Consider the following 16836-nt stretch of genomic DNA (forward strand, 5'->3'; position numbering starts at 1 on the left):
TGCAAAATAATTAGTATAAATAGCTAAATTTTTTAGTCCATTTTAGGTGATACAAATATTAATTATAAATAGACTCAATTTTAGGCATCAAGTGCAAAAGTTCCTTTGTGTATTCATGGCTAGGGTTCAAAAATAAATCCTCAGTATTTGAAACTTCACATAACTTGCCATCTTTTAGAACTCCAATTCTATCACACATTTGTCTTACAACCGGTAAGTCATGGCTAATAAATAAAATAGTTAAATTTAATTGCTCTTGAAGATCTTTTAACAAATTTAATATTTGTGCTTGAATACTAACGTCTAGTGCAGATGTGGGTTCATCACAAACTAAGAGCCTTGGCTGAGTTGCTAAAGCTCTTGCAATCGAAATTCTTTGTCTTTGACCACCAGAAAATTCATGTGGATATCTATCTGCTGATTTTTGAGACATTTCAACAGAGTCTAATAAATCATAGACATAATTATTTAGATCAGAATTAGATATCGAAGGATTGTGAAGTGTAATAGGCTCAGCAACAATATCTTTTACTTTCAATCTACCATTTAGTGATGAGTAAGGATCTTGAAAAATCATTTGTATTTGTTTTCTAAATTTCATTAGTTCTGACCTGTTTTTTATCTTTGTGATACAGGTGTTATCAAAAAATATATCACCTGATGAAGGTTTAAATAAATTTACAATCATTTTTGCAATAGTTGATTTTCCACTACCACTTTCACCTACCAATCCAAATGACTCACCTTCTTTTATTTCAAACGAAACATTATTTACAGCCAACACAGAATTTTTAGAATTTTCTGTAAAAAAATTATCATCAAAACTTTTATTAAGATTTTTAACTTGAACTAAATCTTGGTTGGTAATTTCTTTTTTTGTCCATCTATTCAAAATTTTGATATTATTTTCTTTTTTTTTTTTGTTTTTTTCTACTATTACAAATCTTGAAATTTTCTTGTTGGTAGGTGGAACCGAACTTACAAGACTTTTGGTATAACTTTGTTGGGGAGTTGTTAATATTTTTTTTGTTTCACCAATTTCGACTAAATTTCCACTTTTCATCACAGCTACACGATTGGCAGTCTCAGCAATAACACCCATATCATGAGTAATTAAAATCACAGCTAAGTTTCTTTCTTTTGTGAGTTTTTTAATTAAATCTAAAATCTGTGATTGAATAGAAACATCTAAAGCAGTAGTAGGTTCATCAGCTATTAATAATTCTGGTTCACAGCACAAGGCTAAAGAAATAACCACTCTTTGTCTCATTCCTCCCGAAAACTGATGAGGATAGTCATTAAATCTTTTTTCAGCATCCTTAATTCCAACTTCTTTTAATAAATTTATAGATTTATTTTTTGCTTCTTCTTTGTTTAAATTTAGATGAGTTTGTATAGTTTCAATTAATTGTTCACCAACTGTTAATATTGGATTTAAAGATGTTTGTGGGTCTTGAAATATTAATCCAATTTTATTACCTCGATATTTAATTACACTCACTGAGTTTTCATGAATATTTAAGTCTCCCAAAATTACTGAGCCACTTGAGACTTTTCCTGGCTCATCAATTAAATTAATTATGGCGTTTCCAACAGTGCTTTTTCCAGAACCAGACTCTCCAACTAATCCTAAAATTTCACCTTTATTTACCTCAATATTAACGTTTTTGGCTGCGTAAACAGTCTCTTTACGCATTTTATAATCAACACTCAAATTATTTATTTTTAAAAAACTCATTTTTTTAATTTTGGATTTAAAGTGTCCCTCATCCAGTCTCCTAATAAATTAATTGAAAAAGCTAAAATCACTAAAAAAATTGCAGGGAAAAACGTAATCCACCACTCTCCTGAAAATAAAAAATCATTACCTAATCTTATTAAAGTTCCAAGAGAAGGAGTGGTTGGAGGAACCCCAACACCTAAAAAACTTAGTGTTGATTCAGCTAGGATTGCAAGAGCTAAACCAATTGTGCCGATGACCAAAACAGGTCTCATGATATTTGGTAGAATATGTTTAAACATAATTACTAAGTTTGAAACACCAATTATTGTTGAGGCAGATACATAGTCTTTATTTTTTTCTACCAAAGTTGCTGCTCTTGATACTCTTGCAAACTGTGGCCATTCGGAAATCCCAATAGCAAAAATCAAAACATAGATCGCCATTTCATCGTGCATTTCTCTTGAAATTAATCCTCTTGCTATTCCATCAACCAAGAGTGCCATCAATATACTTGGTACAGTCAACTGAACATCTGTTAGTCTCATTACTACCATTTCATATTTGCCGCCAAAATATCCAGCTGTTAATCCTAAACCAACCCCAAGAACTAGACTAAATATAATTGCAGCAAAACCAACAATAAGAGATATTCTACATCCGTATAATATAGTAGATAACATATCTCTTCCTTGACCATCTGTTCCTAGAATAAATTGTGCTAAACCATCTTCTGTCCAAGATGGAGGTGTAAACGCATCCATCAAAGATAAAGATGATGGATCAAAAGGTGTATATGGTGTTAAAAATTCAATAAAAAAAGAACAGAAAAAAATTATGAATAAAATTGCTGAAGATATAATTGCCGTCGGAGATTTTATGAAGCTATGATATATATCACTGTCTTTAATTCTTTCCCATCTCGATAAATTTAAATTATTATCCACTTGCGGCATCTCCTTTAACTCTAATCCTTGGATCAATAAAATAATACAGAATATCAACTATAAAATTTATCATCACAAAAACAAATGCAATGAAAACTAAATAAGCTGACATAATTGGTATATCTACAAACTGAACAGCTTGGATAAATAAAAAACCCATACCAGGCCATTGAAAAACAGTTTCTGTTATAATTGAAAATGCAATTAAGGTTCCGATGTTAATTCCAGCAATAGTTATTACAGGTATCAAGCCATTTTTTAATGCATGTTTGTATTTAATACTTTTCTCACTAATTCCACGTGCTCGAGCGAATTTTATATAATCAGTTTGTAAAATTTCCATCATCTCAGCTCTTACTAATCTGATAATGTAAGTCATTTGAAAAAGGCTTAACGTGACTGAAGGAAGAATTATTGCTTTAAGACCTGAAACTGTCAAAAAACCTGTTGTCCAAAATCCTAAATCAACCACTTCTCCTCTTCCAAATGAAGGTAACACTCCTAAAATTACAGCAAATAAGTATATAAATAATATTCCTATTACAAATGTGGGGAGTGACACTCCAAGTAAAGATACAGCCAAGATAAAGTCACTCAAGAAACCTTTCCTGTGAATACCCGTATAAACTCCTAAAAGAGTTCCTGTCACTAATGCTATTAAAGCCGAAATTACTACAAGTTCAATTGTAGCAGGCAATCTTTCAGTGATTAGTTCAGATACTGGTCTTCTTAATTGATAAGATATACCAAATTCACCCTTAGATGCATTGACCACAAACCTAGAGAATTGAACATGGATTGGATCCATTAATCCCAGAGTTTCCCTTAATTCAGCTCTTTCTTCATCAGAAGTTTCTTCACCAACCATGTTGTTTATTGGGTCTCCAACAAAATTAAAAAGAGAAAAAGAAACAAAGGCAACTACTAGCATCACCAATGCTGATTGTAATAGTCTTTTAAAGAAATATTGTATCAATTTAAGAAGATTTAAAATTTACAAGCCCTTTAAATATATAAAGGGCTTGTAATGATTTTTAATTATTTTAAACCGTAAACTGCAGTTTTAAATAATGGCTCATTGTTAGGTCTTATAGGAACACTAACATTATTTTTAGAAGCCCAAGAAATTACTTGGTGGTGTAAAGGTAAATAAGAAATATCATCTTTTACAATTTTCCAAGCTTTTGCAATTGCAGCATTTCTTTTTTCTAAATCTACTTCACCTTCCATTACTCTAATTGCAGCATCTACTTCAGCATTACTAAAGTTAACTCTATTCCAACTAGCACCAGTTTCATATAAATAATGAAAAACGTAGTGACTATCTAAAGTTGGAACACCCCAACCTAGCATGTAGAAATCACCTTGATTATCTTTTAGCTCCTTGAAGTGTTTACTTTTTGTTTGAGCAAATAAATTAACTTTAACACCTACTTTACCCAACATTCCAACAACTGCTGTACAAATAGCTTCATCATTTACATACCTGTCGTTAGGACATCTTAACTCAACTTCAAATCCATTAGGATATCCAGCTTCAGCTAATAATTTTTTAGAAGCCTCTGGATCATACGGTAATCTCTTATCAAGTTCAGCTGTATAACCATTTACACCTGGGAAAGTTATTATACCCGCAGGTTCACTTAAACCTCTCATAACTTTCTTCTTAATGGCTTCAATATCAATTGCTTGATAAAGTGCTTGTCTAACTTCTTTTTTCTTGAAAGGATTATCACCTGTATTTCCTGTTCTTAACTTATCTGCAGCTTGATCCATTCCTAAGAAAATTGTTCTCATTTGAGCAGTGCTTTCAACTTTAGTATTTGGAGAAAAACCAATTCTTGCCAAATCTTGCACTGGTGCATCTGTAACTATATCAATTTCACCTGATAATAACGCTGCTACTCTTGTTGCTGCATTTTTAATAGGTAGTAATTCAATTGAAGAAAGTCCTTTATCTTTCATCTCACCCCACCAGTATTTATTTTTCTTAAATACTGTTCTGGTATTAGGTTCTCTTTTAGTTATTCTAAAAGGTCCGGTTCCCATAGCGTTTACAGCTGAAAATGTTTCTTGTCCAGCATCCCAGTTTTGAGGTGATGTTGCAAAATTTTTCTCAGACCAAGCTTTGGACATTATAAAAATGTTTGACAATTGATTTAAAAGGATTGGATTCGGTTTACTTGTTGTTATTTTAACAGCATAGTCTCCAACTGCTTCTACATTGGAAACTGTAGAAATATATTCTTTAAAATCAGATGTTCTTTGTTTTGCTCTTAAGATACTAAAAACAACATCTTGAGATGTCATTCCTGAACCATCAGAAAATCTAGCGTCTTCTCTTAAAGTAAATATCCAAGTGTTTGGATCAGTTGTTTTCCATTTCGTAGCTAAAGCAGGTCCTATTTTCATATCCAAACCTCTTTCAACAAGTGCTTCATAAACTTGTCTAGATACTTGTGTGGTTGGACCCTCATTTTGTGCATGTGGATCTAGTGTTAAACTGTCTCCTTGCATAGACCATTTAATTGTTTGAGCCGATGCAGAAGAAAATCCAAATACTAAAACCAAAGACAATATTTTGATTATATTTTTAATATTCATTTTAACCCTCATGTTTTAAATTTATTTAAAAAGTATAAGTTAAATAATTAGATTATAGTAGTGATAATTTAGCAAAGAAATTTAGCTTTTATCACTATCAACTAATTTTTTCTTACTAATCCAAGGCATCATAGCTCTAAGCTCTGCACCAACCTTTTCAACAGAATGCTCAGCTAATTTTGCTCTAGTTGCTAAGAAGTTTTTTTGACCAGTTTTGCACTCATCCATCCACTCTTTTGTAAATTTACCTGATTGGATATCTGCCAAAACTTCTTTCATTCTTTTCTTTGTCTCTTCCTTATTGATAATTCTTGGACCAGATTGATACTCACCATATTCAGCAGTATTTGAAATTGAATAATTCATGTTTGCAATTCCACCTTCATAAATCAAATCAACAATTAATTTAACTTCATGAACTGTTTCGAAATATGCCATCTCTGGTTCATATCCAGCTTCTACTAAAGTTTCATATCCATTTTTAATTAGTTCAACTAAACCACCACATAAAACAGTTTGTTCACCAAATAAATCTGTTTCAACTTCATCTTTGAAAGTGGTTTCGATAATACCTGATCTTCCTCCACCTACTGCTGATGCGTAGGAAAGAGCTAAATCTCTTGCCTTACCAGATCCATCTTGATGAACTGCAAACAAACATGGAACTCCACCACCTTTTTCATATTCACTTCTTACTAAATGACCAGGTCCTTTTGGGGCAACCATAAATACATCTAAATCTTTTCTTGCTTTGATTAAATCATAATGAACATTTAAACCATGTGCAAAAGCTATACTTGTTCCTTCTCTTACTCTTTGTTCTATGTGATTTTTATAAATTTCTGCTTGTAGTTCGTCTGGAGTTAATATCATTACAACATCTGCCCAAGCAGCTGCATCAGATAAATTCATCACTTTTAAACCTTTTGATTCAGCTTTAGCAACACTTGATGAACCTTCTCTTAACGCAACAACAATTTCTTTAACTCCACTATCCTTTAGATTAAGTGCATGAGCGTGACCTTGGCTCCCATAACCAAAAATTGCAATTTTTTTGTTTTTAATTAAATCTACATCTGCATCTTTTTCATAAAACATTTTCATAATTTATCTCCTATTAATTAGTTAAAAATTTTTGCACCTCTTGTCATTGCAACGGCCCCTGTTCTTGAAGTGCTTATAAGTCCCAAGGGTTTTAATTTTTTACTCATTTTATCAATCTCTCTTCTAAGTGCTGTTATTTGAATAACTGCTGATGATTTTGTTTCATCCAATACTACTGGGTTAAATTTTTTACAAGCATTTAAACATTTTTCAATTTTATTTTTTTTACCTACAATTTTAAATAGTGCCATCTCTTTAAAAATCACGTCTTTATCGTCTCTTTTAAATTCAGCAACTTTGTGTACAGGTACTAATTTGGTTAATTGTAGTCTAATCTGGTCAATTACTTGTGGAGTTCCAGTTGTTACAATTGTTATTCTTGAAATGTTTTTGATAGCATCAACCTCAGCTACCGCCAAAGACTCAATATTATAACCTCTTCCAGAAAACAGACCAACCACTCTTGCAAGAACTCCCGCTTCATTATCTACCCAAACAACAAAAATATAAGTATCTGATTTTTGTTTTATAGATGGAGAGCTATAAGCTGACTTTGATTTTGGCATTTTGATTAAACTAAGGCTTTGCCTTTTCCTTTAATTTTATTCTCTTCTTGATCGTTTGGTCCAAGTATCATTTGATTATGAGGTTTACCTGAAGGTATCATTGGAAAACAGTTTTCATTTGGATCCACATGACAATCAAAAATAACAGGGCCATTGTGGTCGACCATTTCTTGAATTTTTTCATCAAGCTCTGATGGATCATCAGCTTTAATTCCTTTGCAACCATAAGCATCGGCCATTTTCATAAAATCCGGTAATGCTTCTGAATAACTCTCAGAATAATTCTTTTCATGAAGCAGCTCTTGCCATTGTCTTACCATTCCCATGTACTGGTTGTTCAAAATAAATATTTTTATTGGTAAGTTATATTGAACAGCTGTAGACATCTCTTGCATTGTCATTAAAACTGATGCTTCTCCCGCAATATCAATAACTAATTTTTCTGGATGAGCTACTTGAACTCCAACAGCTGCAGGTAATCCATAACCCATAGTTCCTAATCCTCCTGAAGTCATCCATCTATTTGGTTTATTAAATTTATAATGTTGTGCAGCCCACATTTGATGCTGACCCACTTCTGTTGTTACATAAGTATCTTTATTTTTTGTTAGTTCATAAAGTCTTTGAACAGCATGCTGAGGTTTTATGCTATCTTCACTATTAATAAAATTTAAAGAATTTTTATTTCTCCATTTTTGAATTTGTTCCCACCATTTTGCAATATTAGGTTTATTTGATTTACCATTACCATTTTTCTTTTTAACAATTGTTTTATTTACTTTATCAATTACTTTCGTTACATCACCTACAATTGCAAGATCTACTTTAATAATTTTATTAATTGATGATGGATCAATATCAATATGAACTTTTTTTGAATTAGGAGAGAACTCGTCAATTTTTCCAGTTATACGATCATCAAATCTTGCACCAATATTAATTAATAAATCACAGTCATGCATTGCGTTATTTGCTTCATATGTTCCATGCATTCCTAGCATTCCTAAAAACTGATTATCATCTCCAGGATAAGCACCTAGACCTTGCAAAGTTGAAGTAATTGGAAATCCTGTTATTTCAACAAATTTTCTAAGAGCTTCACTTGCTTTTGGTCCTGAATTAATTACACCTCCACCACTATAAATTATTGGCTTCTTTGCTTTATTAATTAAATTGATTAATTGGTCAATTTCATCAGCTGAAAACTTATTGGGAGATTTGCCATTTAAACTTTTTTCTTTTTTTGGTTTTTTATATTTTGCTTTTGCAAATTGAATATCTTTTGGAATATCAATTAATACTGGGCCAGGTCTTCCAGTTGTTGCAACTTTGAATGCTTCATGCATAACATCTGAAAGATCATTAATATCTTTTACCAACCAGTTATGCTTTGTACATGGTCTTGTTATTCCTGTTGTATCACATTCTTGAAATGCATCTGTACCAATCAGGTGTGTTGGCACTTGACCCGAAATACAGACCATTGGAACTGAGTCCATGTATGCATCAGTTAAAGCAGTAACTACATTGGTTGCACCAGGACCTGATGTAACTAAAACAACACCAGGTTTTCCAGATGACCTAGCATAACCTTCTGCTGCATGACCTGCACCTTGCTCATGTCTTACAAGAATATGTTTAATTGATGGATGATTTTTTAATTCATCATATATTGGCAACACAGCGCCACCAGGGTAACCAAAAATATGATTTACCTTTTGGTCCTCAAGACACTTAAATACGATTTCTGCTCCAGTTAATAATTTTGGCATTTCGCAATCTAGCTGAAGTTGTGCTGATTGGTCAAGGTTAAGTATGGAAAATTTAAATTTTTTTTAAAAATTTATTTATCTCAGATGGATTCAGTTTAACCCAGTCACTCATGTGTCCTCGAGCCCATGTGCTTTGTCTTTTGGCGTATTGTCTAGTTTTTATTGATATTTTTTCTTTGATTTCATCAATTTTTTTTTCTTTTGTTAAATATTCCTGAATTTCATTTATTCCAATTGCTTTACATGCAGTCATGTGCTTATTAATTTTTTGCTTTTGAAATCTTTTAACCTCACTCACGGCACCCATTCTAATCATTTTACTAGTTCTTTGATGAATTCTTTTAACTAGCTCTTCACGAGGGTAATCGATGTAAATTTTTAAAAAATCTTCTTCTAAATAATTTGATTTAGTATTTTTAAACCACTCGTGAAGAGATTTCTTTGTAAACTTTTTAACTTCAAATGCTCTTATTGATCTCTGGGTATCAGTTGGATTAATTTTATTTTTTGATAGAGGGTCTAGTTTTAATAATTGCTTATAAAATTTATTTTGACCAATTTTTTTATTTAAATTTCTAATTTGATTTCTAAACTTTATTGGAATATTTGGAATTTGAACCAAACCATCAGTTAATGCTTTAAAATAAAGTCCAGTTCCTCCAACAAGAATTGGAATTTTTTTTCTTTTCTTAACTTCAATTATTTTTTTATTTACAATTTTAAGCCAATCACCAGTAGAAAAACTTTTCTTTGCATCTTGGAAGCCATATAGATGATGTCTTACTGATTGATAATTTTTTGGGTTAGGTCTTGCAGATAAAATTTTGAGTTGCTTATAAACTTGCATACTGTCTGCATTAACAATTTCTCCTCTAATTTTTTTTGCAAGTTTAATTGCAAAACTTGATTTTCCAGATGCTGTAGGTCCTGAAATTAAAATTATCTTGGATTTTAAATCCATTACTAATCTAATTTAACACCAATATATCTTCGTTGATTTTGATTGTTATAAATTGCAATTAAAATAGTTTTTTGATTTGAGTTTATTGCTTTTTGAGTGACGTCTCTTAAATCTTCTGCTGATTTAATTTTTTTCTTTTGAGCTTCAATAATAACACTATTGATCTCAATTGAATTAACTAAAGGACTATTATTAGCTATATTAGTAATTACTAATCCTGTAGTTTGGTTTGGTAATTTACGGTTTTTTATATCTTCTTTAGTTAAAGGTCTTACTGATATTCTTAAACTCTCAATAATTTCATCTAAATTATTTTCATCTTTTTTTGGATTTTCACTTACTTTAAAATCATCAGAGGTTTCTAATCTTCCTAACAAAACCTTTTTAGTTATTTCTTTTTTATTTCTCCAAATTTTTACATCTACATTTTTTCCAACTTCTGTTCTTGCAACAATTGTTGGCAACTCTTTCATTTGTTTAATTTCAACTCCATTAAACTCCAAAATAATATCTCCAGCCTGAATTCCTGCTTTTTCAGAGGGACTATTTTCAGCAACGCTTGCAACTAAAGCACCTCTTGGTTTATCTAGGTCTTCAACTTCAGCAATTTCTTTTGTTACATCTTGAATTCTTACACCTAGCCAACCTCTTTTTGTTTCGCCAAACTCTATAAGTTGTTTAATTACTTGTTGAGCGCTGTTTGATGGAATTGAAAATCCTATACCAATAGAACCATTTCTTCCTAAGATGGCTGTATTAATTCCAATCACATTTCCTTCCATATCGAATAAAGGTCCGCCTGAATTTCCTGAATTTATTGATGCATCTGTTTGAATAAAATCTTCATATCTTGATAATCCAATTGATCTATTTCTTGCTGAAATAATTCCAGCAGTTACTGTTCCTCCAAGACCAAATGGATTTCCAATTGCTAAAACCCAATCACCAATTCTAGCTTTATCTGAGTCTCCAAAGCCGACTGGTTTAAATTTATCTTCTGTATCTAATTGTAATACAGCAATATCCATTAAAGGATCAGCACCAAGCACTTTCGCTTTATATTCTTGGTCTCCGTTAACTCTAACAATAATATCATCAGCATCCTGAATTACGTGATTATTTGTAACCACCACTCCCTTCTCATCAATAATAAATCCAGAACCCAAAGCTGCCGATTTTCTCTCTTGAGGAGTTCCAAATTCTTTAAACATATCTTCAAATGGAGATCCTGGGGGGAATTGAAATGGAAAAGAGTTATTATTTGTAACCACAGTAGTTGATGTAGAAATATTTACCACAGAAGGCATTAATTTTTCTGCAAGATCTGCAAATGATGCTGGAACAGGCCTAGAGTTTGATTGTAATGAAAAACTTAGAGAAAATATAATTGTTAAAATAATAAATTTTATTTTTTTCATATTAACTTTTAATAGAATAAATAATCACAAAACCTATAATTGCAAAAATAAGTCCACCTGATCTTAATTGACTATCTTTAACAAGTTCAAGTTTTTTTAGCATACTTTTCATTTTTGCTGGAAATAAGGCATATAAAATTCCCTCTATAAATAAAAAAAGACCAAAAGCTATGACTAGCTCATTCATCTAAAAACTACTGTTTAATATCAGGATTTATATTTCCAAAAAATTTGAAAAATTCACTATCAGGAGACAAGATCATTGATGTTTCTCCTGCATTAAATGCCTTACCGTAAGCTTGCATAGATCTATAAAAAGCAAAAAATTCAGGATCTTTTCCAAAAGCTTCAGCGAAAATTTTGTTTCTTTCTCCGTCACCTTCTCCCTTCATAATTTCTGATTGTTTTTGAGCATCAGCTAATATTACAGTTACTTCTTTATCAGCAGTCGAAGTAATTGTTACTGCCATCTCAGCACCTTTTGCTCTAAATTCCTTTGCTTCTCTTTCCCTCTCAGTCTGCATTCTTCTGTAAATTGCATCACTGTTTGCTGTAGGAAGATCAGCTCTTTTTATTCTTACATCCACAATATTTATTCCAAAATTTTGCGCTTCGTTATTAACTCCATCTTTAATCAAAGACATTTGTTTTGATCTATCTTGTGATAACAAAGTTTGTAATTCTTCTTGACCCAAAACATTTCTAATTCTTGAGTTTATAATCGTAGATAATCTTGATCTTGCAACTCTTTCGTCTCCTACAGAAATATAAAATTTCAAAGGATCAACTATTTGAAATCTCGCAAAAGCATCAACGATTAATCTTTTTTGGTCAGATGCAATTACTTCCTCTGGCGGGGTATCTAAATTTAAAATCCTTTTATCTAAATAAACAACGTTTTGAATAAATGGAATTTTAAAGTTTAAGCCTGGTTTCATTATGATTCTTTTTGGATCACCAAACTGAAGAATTATCGCTTGATTAACTTCTTTGACTATAATTACTGATAGGAACGCTACAACACCAATTAAAACTAATATTCCAGCTACTATTTTTCCAGCTTTCATTTAATTTGTCTCTTTCTTTTTAAGCTCTGGTAATGGTAGATATGGCACAACACCTGAACCAGACTCTTTATCAATTATAATTTTATTTATATCTGCTAGAACAGTCTCCATTGTCTCTAGAAACATTCTTTCTTGAGTCACTTGTTTTGCTTTAGCATACTCATTGTAAATTGCTAAAAATCTACTAGCTTCACCTTCGGCTTTAGCAACAACTTCTTTTTTATAAGCTTCCGCAGCTTGTAAAATTTTCTGTGCTTCCCCTCTTGCTCTTGGGATCACATCGTTTGCATAAGCTTCAGCTTCGTTTTTAGATCTTTCCATATCTGCTCTTGCAGCTTGAACATCTCTAAATGCATCAATTACTTGATCAGGTGGATCGGCTTTTTGCGTTTGTACCTGAGTAATTTGTACTCCACTTTCATAATCATCTAAAATGCTTTGAATAATTTCTTGAGTTTCAATCTCAATACTTGATCTACCTTCTGTTAATATTGGTTGAATATCACTTTTAGCAATAACTTCTCTCATTGCTGTTTCTGCGGCTGCTTTAACCGTTCCTACAGGATCTTGAATTTTAAACAAAAAATTTCCAGCATCTTTGATAACCCAAAATACCGAAAAATCGATATTTACAATGTTTTCATCACCAGTAAGCATTAAACTTTCTTGAGGAACATCTGCAACCCCTCCTCCTGTAGAAAAACCACTATCTCTTTCAGACCTAAATCCAATATCTATTCTATTTACTTTTGTTACTTTTGGAGTTTGAACAGTCTCAACTGGAAAAGGAATATGATAGTTCAATCCAGGTTGAGTAGTTTTAACAAATTTTCCAAATCTAAGAACAACCCCTTGTTCATCAGGTAATACTCTATAGAGCCCACTTGCAAGCCACACAAAAGCTAAGACTAATAAAATTAATCCAATAGACTTTCCACCTGAAGATTTTCCACCAGGTAAAAACTTTCTTATTTTATCTTGAAACTCTCTTATGATTTCATCTACGTTTGGTGGTGTTGGTCCTCTTCCTGAACCATTGCCTCCGCTACCACCTCCTGGGGGTGTTCCCCATGGACTTCCGCCTCTGCCTCTGAAATCATCTGACATATGCCAAAGTATATAGTGTCTTTATCGCAAAAAACAAGTAAGGATAGTTTGATGTCAGATAAAAATACAGAACTAAGTGACGCAATGAAAAAGAAGGTGGAGCCTAGAGTTTTTACAAAAAATCCAATTTTAGGAACTAAGTTTACTATTGCAATTTCGAGTGCAAAAGGTGGTGTAGGTAAATCTACATTTGCAACGAATCTTGCTTTGGCTTTAAAAAAAGTTGGATGCAAAGTTGGATTGTTAGACGCTGATATTTATGGCCCTTCAATACCAAAAATGTTTGATATTAATGAAAAGCCAAAAAGTGATGGTCAAAAATTAGACCCCATAACAAAATATGACATTCAATGTATGTCAATTGGATTTTTAGCAGATCAGCAAACTCCGATGATTTGGCGTGGTCCAATGGTGACGAGTGCAATTAAAACTTTTACTCAGAAGGTTAATTGGAAAGATTTAGATTTTATAATTGTTGATATGCCTCCAGGAACTGGTGACACTCAATTAACTTTTTCACAAGAAATTAAAATGGATGGTGCAATCATAGTATCAACTCCACAAGAAGTTGCTCTTTTGGATGTAAAAAGAGGGATTAAAATGTTTGATAAGCTTGGAGTTAAAATTTTAGGTTTAGTTGACAATATGAGTTTTTTTGTAGGTGACGACGGAAAAAAATACAAGATATTTGGAGAAGGTGGAGTTAAAAAAACTGCTGAAGAGTTTCAAAAAGATTTTCTAGGAGAAATACCAATCAATCCAGAAGTTGGAAATTCTGGTGATCAAGGAAAGCCAATAGTCGAGTCGAACCCAGACCATGAGATTTCAAAAATATATTTGGATTTTGCTGAAAAGATTAAATCAACTTATCTTTAAGATCAAAAGCAGCCATTAATTCATTCCATTCTCTTTTAGATAGTCCTGAACTTTCAACATCTACATTTTCACCTTTAATGAGTTTTTGAATTATAACTTTTCCCTTAGCAGAAACCTCTGTTCCTCCTACTCTGTAATCCATAAACGCATCATAAGTAATTGGTACCCATTTTTTAACTGTATCTAACATTATATCTGCATAAACTCTAATTTCATACTGAGCGTGACTGTCAGCTCTCAACCTTAAAAAGTTCATCAAATTTAATAAATCAGTTTTCCAATACCACTGGGTATAAGTATTCAATGTTAAGTTCATTCTGGCAAGCTCTCTCGCTAATCCTTTCTTATTATCATCAATTGTTGAACCATCATATCTTTCATTAAGCATTGTTTCATAATTCTCATAAGTTCTCTCTGCATCACTTTTTAAAAGTTCTAAAACTTCTTCTGCTTGTCTTCCCTCAAGGACATCTCCTCTTCCTTGTCGGTTACTAGTCGATTGCGCTGCTAAATTTTCTTTAGATGGTAAATAAAATTCTTTATCTAGAATTGAATATCTTGCAGAATATTCATTTACATTGGCAGTTCTATGTCTAATCCACTGCCTTGCAATAAATATTGGAAGCTTAATATGATATTTAATTTCACACATTTCAAATGGCGTACTATGCCAATGTCTCATTAAATATTTTATTAAACCTTTATCCGTTGAAACTTGTTTTGTACCTTTTCCATAAGATACTCTTGCTGACTGAACTATAGAGGTGTCGTCACCCATATAATCTACAACCCTAACAAAACCATGATCTAGTGCTGGCAAAGCTTCGTAAAGTATTTTTTCAAGCTCTGGAGCAGTAACTCTTTTAGTTTGATTGCTTTGGGATTGTTGGTTTTTTATTTCTTCTGATTGTTCTTTTGTTAATTTCATGATTGTTATTGAATCTGTTGTAATTACTTTTATATTATTACTGTTGGATTTCCAACTACGACGATAAACGAATTTCGTAATAACCATTGCGGACGTGGGGGCAGTACCCACCACCTCCACCATTACAACTTACGGGGGTGAACTAGAATCGACGGGTGACTAAAGGCTATTCTTTCGTTCGGGATTGTTCCACCGTAACGGGCTAATTTATAATTGCTAACGAAAGTTACGCACTTGCTGCATAATTAACTTAGTTAATTAAGCACGGGGTCCGGGGCACCTGGCAACAGAACGCCCCTATTTAATTTTATTCATTTATGTAATAAACAAAATAACCCAAATGATAAAATTAATTAAAAAAAAATTTACTTATATCTTAATAGTCATATTAACAATCCTGCTCGTAACAGGTTACTTTGTAAATAAAGAGAATTCTTTTTCAAAAAAAAATGAAATTGCGAACTTTGCTAAGCAGTTAAATATTAGGAATGAGCAAATTGTAAAAATACAAAAAAATTTATTTAAGGATGGAAAAAATATTAATAATTTGATTAATGAAAAACAAATTACTTTTAACAAAATATTTGAGAATAAAAAATTATATGAAGTTATTGGTGATCATTTTTCAAAAGATTATAAAAATAATAAAAACTTAAACCAATATCTGGTCTCAAAATATAAAACTAATGAAATGTTGTTTACTGGAAATATTGGAGCAACTGCTACTGGTTACCTAGATTTTTTTAACAAGGATCAAAACTTGCTTATGACAACATATGATGGAATTTTTGCATACTCGGATATAAAAAATATTAAAAATTTTAAAAAGATTAAATCTAACTTAAGAGATTTCATAAATTATGATAAATTTCATTTTCATCTTCAATATGGAATTAAAGATATATTTGTAAATAAAAATATAGTTTATTTGTCTTATATTGATGAAGATGCAAAAGATTGTTTTGATCTTAAAATTATTTCTGCAGATATTAACGTTGATTTTTTGAACTTTGAAAATTTTTTCAAAACATCTGATTGTGTTAAAGTAAATAATGGTCATGGTTTTTGGCCACACCAAGGCGCAGGCGGTAGAATTTTTCTTGTAGATGAAGATCATATTTTATTCACTACAGGTGATTTTAGAAATAGACCTTTGGCTCAAGATCTTCAAAGTGATTTTGGTAAAATAATTAAAATAAATCTTAAATCAAAAAAGGGTAAAATTGTTTCAATAGGACATAGAAATCCCCAAGGTTTATTCTATAGCAAAAAATTTGATTTTATCTTATCAACGGAGCATGGTCCCAAAGGAGGTGATGAAATAAATTTAAATCATAAACCACTTGATCAAATAAAAAATTTTGGTTGGCCAATAGCATCTTATGGAGATCATTATCACAAAAATTATTCTGAAAAGATAATCGAGGAAGCTCCTTTAAATAAAAATCACAAAAAATTTGGATTTATAGAACCATTAAAATATTTTAACCCTTCTATTGGTATAAGTGAAGTTAAATCAATTAATGATGAAGATAATATTTTTTTTATAGGGGCTATGGGTAATGAAATAAAAGATATGGATTTAGGTTTACATTTAATTGAACTAGATAAAAACTATAAGAAAATTATTAAACATGTATATGTTCCAATAAATGAGAGGATTAGGGACATAATTGTATCTAAACAAAAAGATATTGTAATATTGTTTCTTGAAACCTCTTCGTCCCTATTAATTTTTAAAAAACAATCCTAATCAAGCTTTATAA

General features: G+C 31.5%; 15 protein-coding genes and 1 other RNA gene. 3 read left to right on the forward strand and 13 right to left on the reverse strand.

Features of this window, described 5'->3' with window-relative positions:
* Positions 1-58 precede the first annotated feature (58 nt).
* From ACTTBE_RS03900 to hflK, 12 genes are all read right to left on the reverse strand, one after another.
* A complete protein-coding gene (locus ACTTBE_RS03900) occupies positions 59-1738 on the reverse strand; it encodes a dipeptide ABC transporter ATP-binding protein (protein WP_440677201.1) in 1680 nt (559 codons plus the stop codon).
* Entirely contained in the window at positions 1735-2667 is a 933-nt protein-coding gene (locus ACTTBE_RS03905) for an ABC transporter permease (RefSeq protein WP_440677202.1), read from the reverse strand. Before ACTTBE_RS03905 ends, ACTTBE_RS03900 begins: the two co-directional genes overlap by 4 nt.
* Complete coding sequence (locus ACTTBE_RS03910) at positions 2660-3643, reverse strand: ABC transporter permease (RefSeq protein ID WP_440677203.1); 984 nt, start codon at positions 3641-3643, stop codon at positions 2660-2662. The genes ACTTBE_RS03905 and ACTTBE_RS03910 overlap by 8 nt, the downstream gene beginning before the upstream one ends.
* 62 nt (positions 3644-3705) lie before the next feature.
* Positions 3706-5271 (reverse strand): ABC transporter substrate-binding protein, encoded by a 1566-nt coding sequence (locus tag ACTTBE_RS03915; protein WP_440677204.1) that lies wholly within the window; start codon positions 5269-5271, stop codon positions 3706-3708.
* Between the two features lie 81 nt (positions 5272-5352).
* Positions 5353-6375 carry a ketol-acid reductoisomerase gene (gene ilvC / locus ACTTBE_RS03920; RefSeq protein WP_075506263.1) on the reverse strand — a complete coding sequence of 341 codons (1023 nt, stop codon included), beginning with the start codon at positions 6373-6375 and terminating at the stop codon, positions 5353-5355.
* A gap of 17 nt (positions 6376-6392) precedes the next feature.
* Entirely contained in the window at positions 6393-6941 is a 549-nt protein-coding gene (gene ilvN / locus ACTTBE_RS03925; protein WP_440677205.1) for an acetolactate synthase small subunit, read from the reverse strand.
* 5 nt (positions 6942-6946) lie between these two features.
* Entirely contained in the window at positions 6947-8713 is a 1767-nt protein-coding gene (locus ACTTBE_RS03930) for an acetolactate synthase 3 large subunit (RefSeq protein ID WP_440677206.1), read from the reverse strand.
* A gap of 52 nt (positions 8714-8765) precedes the next feature.
* Positions 8766-9674 (reverse strand): tRNA (adenosine(37)-N6)-dimethylallyltransferase MiaA, encoded by a 909-nt coding sequence (gene miaA / locus ACTTBE_RS03935; protein WP_440677207.1) that lies wholly within the window; start codon positions 9672-9674, stop codon positions 8766-8768.
* A 2-nt stretch (positions 9675-9676) separates the two neighbouring features.
* Entirely contained in the window at positions 9677-11092 is a 1416-nt protein-coding gene (locus tag ACTTBE_RS03940; protein WP_440677208.1) for a Do family serine endopeptidase, read from the reverse strand.
* Between the two features lies 1 nt (position 11093).
* Positions 11094-11279, reverse strand: a complete 186-nt coding sequence (locus tag ACTTBE_RS03945; protein WP_440677209.1) for a DUF2065 domain-containing protein — start codon at positions 11277-11279, stop codon at positions 11094-11096.
* A gap of 7 nt (positions 11280-11286) precedes the next feature.
* Complete coding sequence (hflC, locus tag ACTTBE_RS03950; RefSeq protein WP_440614019.1) at positions 11287-12159, reverse strand: protease modulator HflC; 873 nt, start codon at positions 12157-12159, stop codon at positions 11287-11289.
* Positions 12160-13266: an FtsH protease activity modulator HflK gene (gene hflK, locus ACTTBE_RS03955; RefSeq protein WP_262590309.1), complete on the reverse strand. Its 1107-nt coding sequence runs from the start codon at positions 13264-13266 to the stop codon at positions 12160-12162. It abuts the gene before it with no gap.
* Here hflK and ACTTBE_RS03960 point away from each other — a divergent pair, their 5' ends adjacent.
* Positions 13267-14142: an Mrp/NBP35 family ATP-binding protein gene (locus tag ACTTBE_RS03960; protein ID WP_440677210.1), complete on the forward strand. Its 876-nt coding sequence runs from the start codon at positions 13267-13269 to the stop codon at positions 14140-14142. It abuts the gene before it with no gap.
* On the opposite strand, the gene thyX is transcribed toward ACTTBE_RS03960, so the two are convergent.
* A complete protein-coding gene (gene thyX, locus ACTTBE_RS03965) occupies positions 14123-15070 on the reverse strand; it encodes an FAD-dependent thymidylate synthase (RefSeq protein ID WP_440677211.1) in 948 nt (315 codons plus the stop codon). The genes ACTTBE_RS03960 and thyX overlap by 20 nt on opposite strands.
* A 4-nt stretch (positions 15071-15074) precedes the next feature.
* On the opposite strand from thyX, the gene ssrA reads away from it, so the two are divergent.
* Positions 15075-15372: a transfer-messenger RNA gene (ssrA, locus tag ACTTBE_RS03970) on the forward strand.
* A gap of 38 nt (positions 15373-15410) precedes the next feature.
* Positions 15411-16823 (forward strand): PQQ-dependent sugar dehydrogenase, encoded by a 1413-nt coding sequence (locus tag ACTTBE_RS03975; RefSeq protein WP_440677212.1) that lies wholly within the window; start codon positions 15411-15413, stop codon positions 16821-16823.
* The last annotated feature ends 13 nt before the right edge of the window (positions 16824-16836 follow it).

The sequence above is a fragment of the Candidatus Pelagibacter sp. HIMB1587 genome, assembly GCF_052047775.1.
Classification (GTDB): domain Bacteria; phylum Pseudomonadota; class Alphaproteobacteria; order Pelagibacterales; family Pelagibacteraceae; genus Pelagibacter.

Coding starts and splice junctions, on each gene's coding strand:
- ACTTBE_RS03900 (WP_440677201.1), bottom strand. CDS start 1,738: ATGAGTTTTTTAAAAATAAATAATTTGAGTGTTGATTATAAAATGCGT.
- ACTTBE_RS03915 (WP_440677204.1), bottom strand. CDS start 5,271: ATGAATATTAAAAATATAATCAAAATATTGTCTTTGGTTTTAGTATTT.
- ilvC (WP_075506263.1), bottom strand. CDS start 6,375: ATGAAAATGTTTTATGAAAAAGATGCAGATGTAGATTTAATTAAAAAC.
- ilvN (WP_440677205.1), bottom strand. CDS start 6,941: ATGCCAAAATCAAAGTCAGCTTATAGCTCTCCATCTATAAAACAAAAA.
- ACTTBE_RS03930 (WP_440677206.1), bottom strand. CDS start 8,713: ATGCCAAAATTATTAACTGGAGCAGAAATCGTATTTAAGTGTCTTGAG.
- miaA (WP_440677207.1), bottom strand. CDS start 9,674: ATGGATTTAAAATCCAAGATAATTTTAATTTCAGGACCTACAGCATCT.
- ACTTBE_RS03940 (WP_440677208.1), bottom strand. CDS start 11,092: ATGAAAAAAATAAAATTTATTATTTTAACAATTATATTTTCTCTAAGT.
- ACTTBE_RS03945 (WP_440677209.1), bottom strand. CDS start 11,279: ATGAATGAGCTAGTCATAGCTTTTGGTCTTTTTTTATTTATAGAGGGA.
- hflC (WP_440614019.1), bottom strand. CDS start 12,159: ATGAAAGCTGGAAAAATAGTAGCTGGAATATTAGTTTTAATTGGTGTT.
- hflK (WP_262590309.1), bottom strand. CDS start 13,266: ATGTCAGATGATTTCAGAGGCAGAGGCGGAAGTCCATGGGGAACACCC.
- ACTTBE_RS03960 (WP_440677210.1), top strand. CDS start 13,267: ATGCCAAAGTATATAGTGTCTTTATCGCAAAAAACAAGTAAGGATAGT.
- thyX (WP_440677211.1), bottom strand. CDS start 15,070: ATGAAATTAACAAAAGAACAATCAGAAGAAATAAAAAACCAACAATCC.
- ACTTBE_RS03975 (WP_440677212.1), top strand. CDS start 15,411: ATGATAAAATTAATTAAAAAAAAATTTACTTATATCTTAATAGTCATA.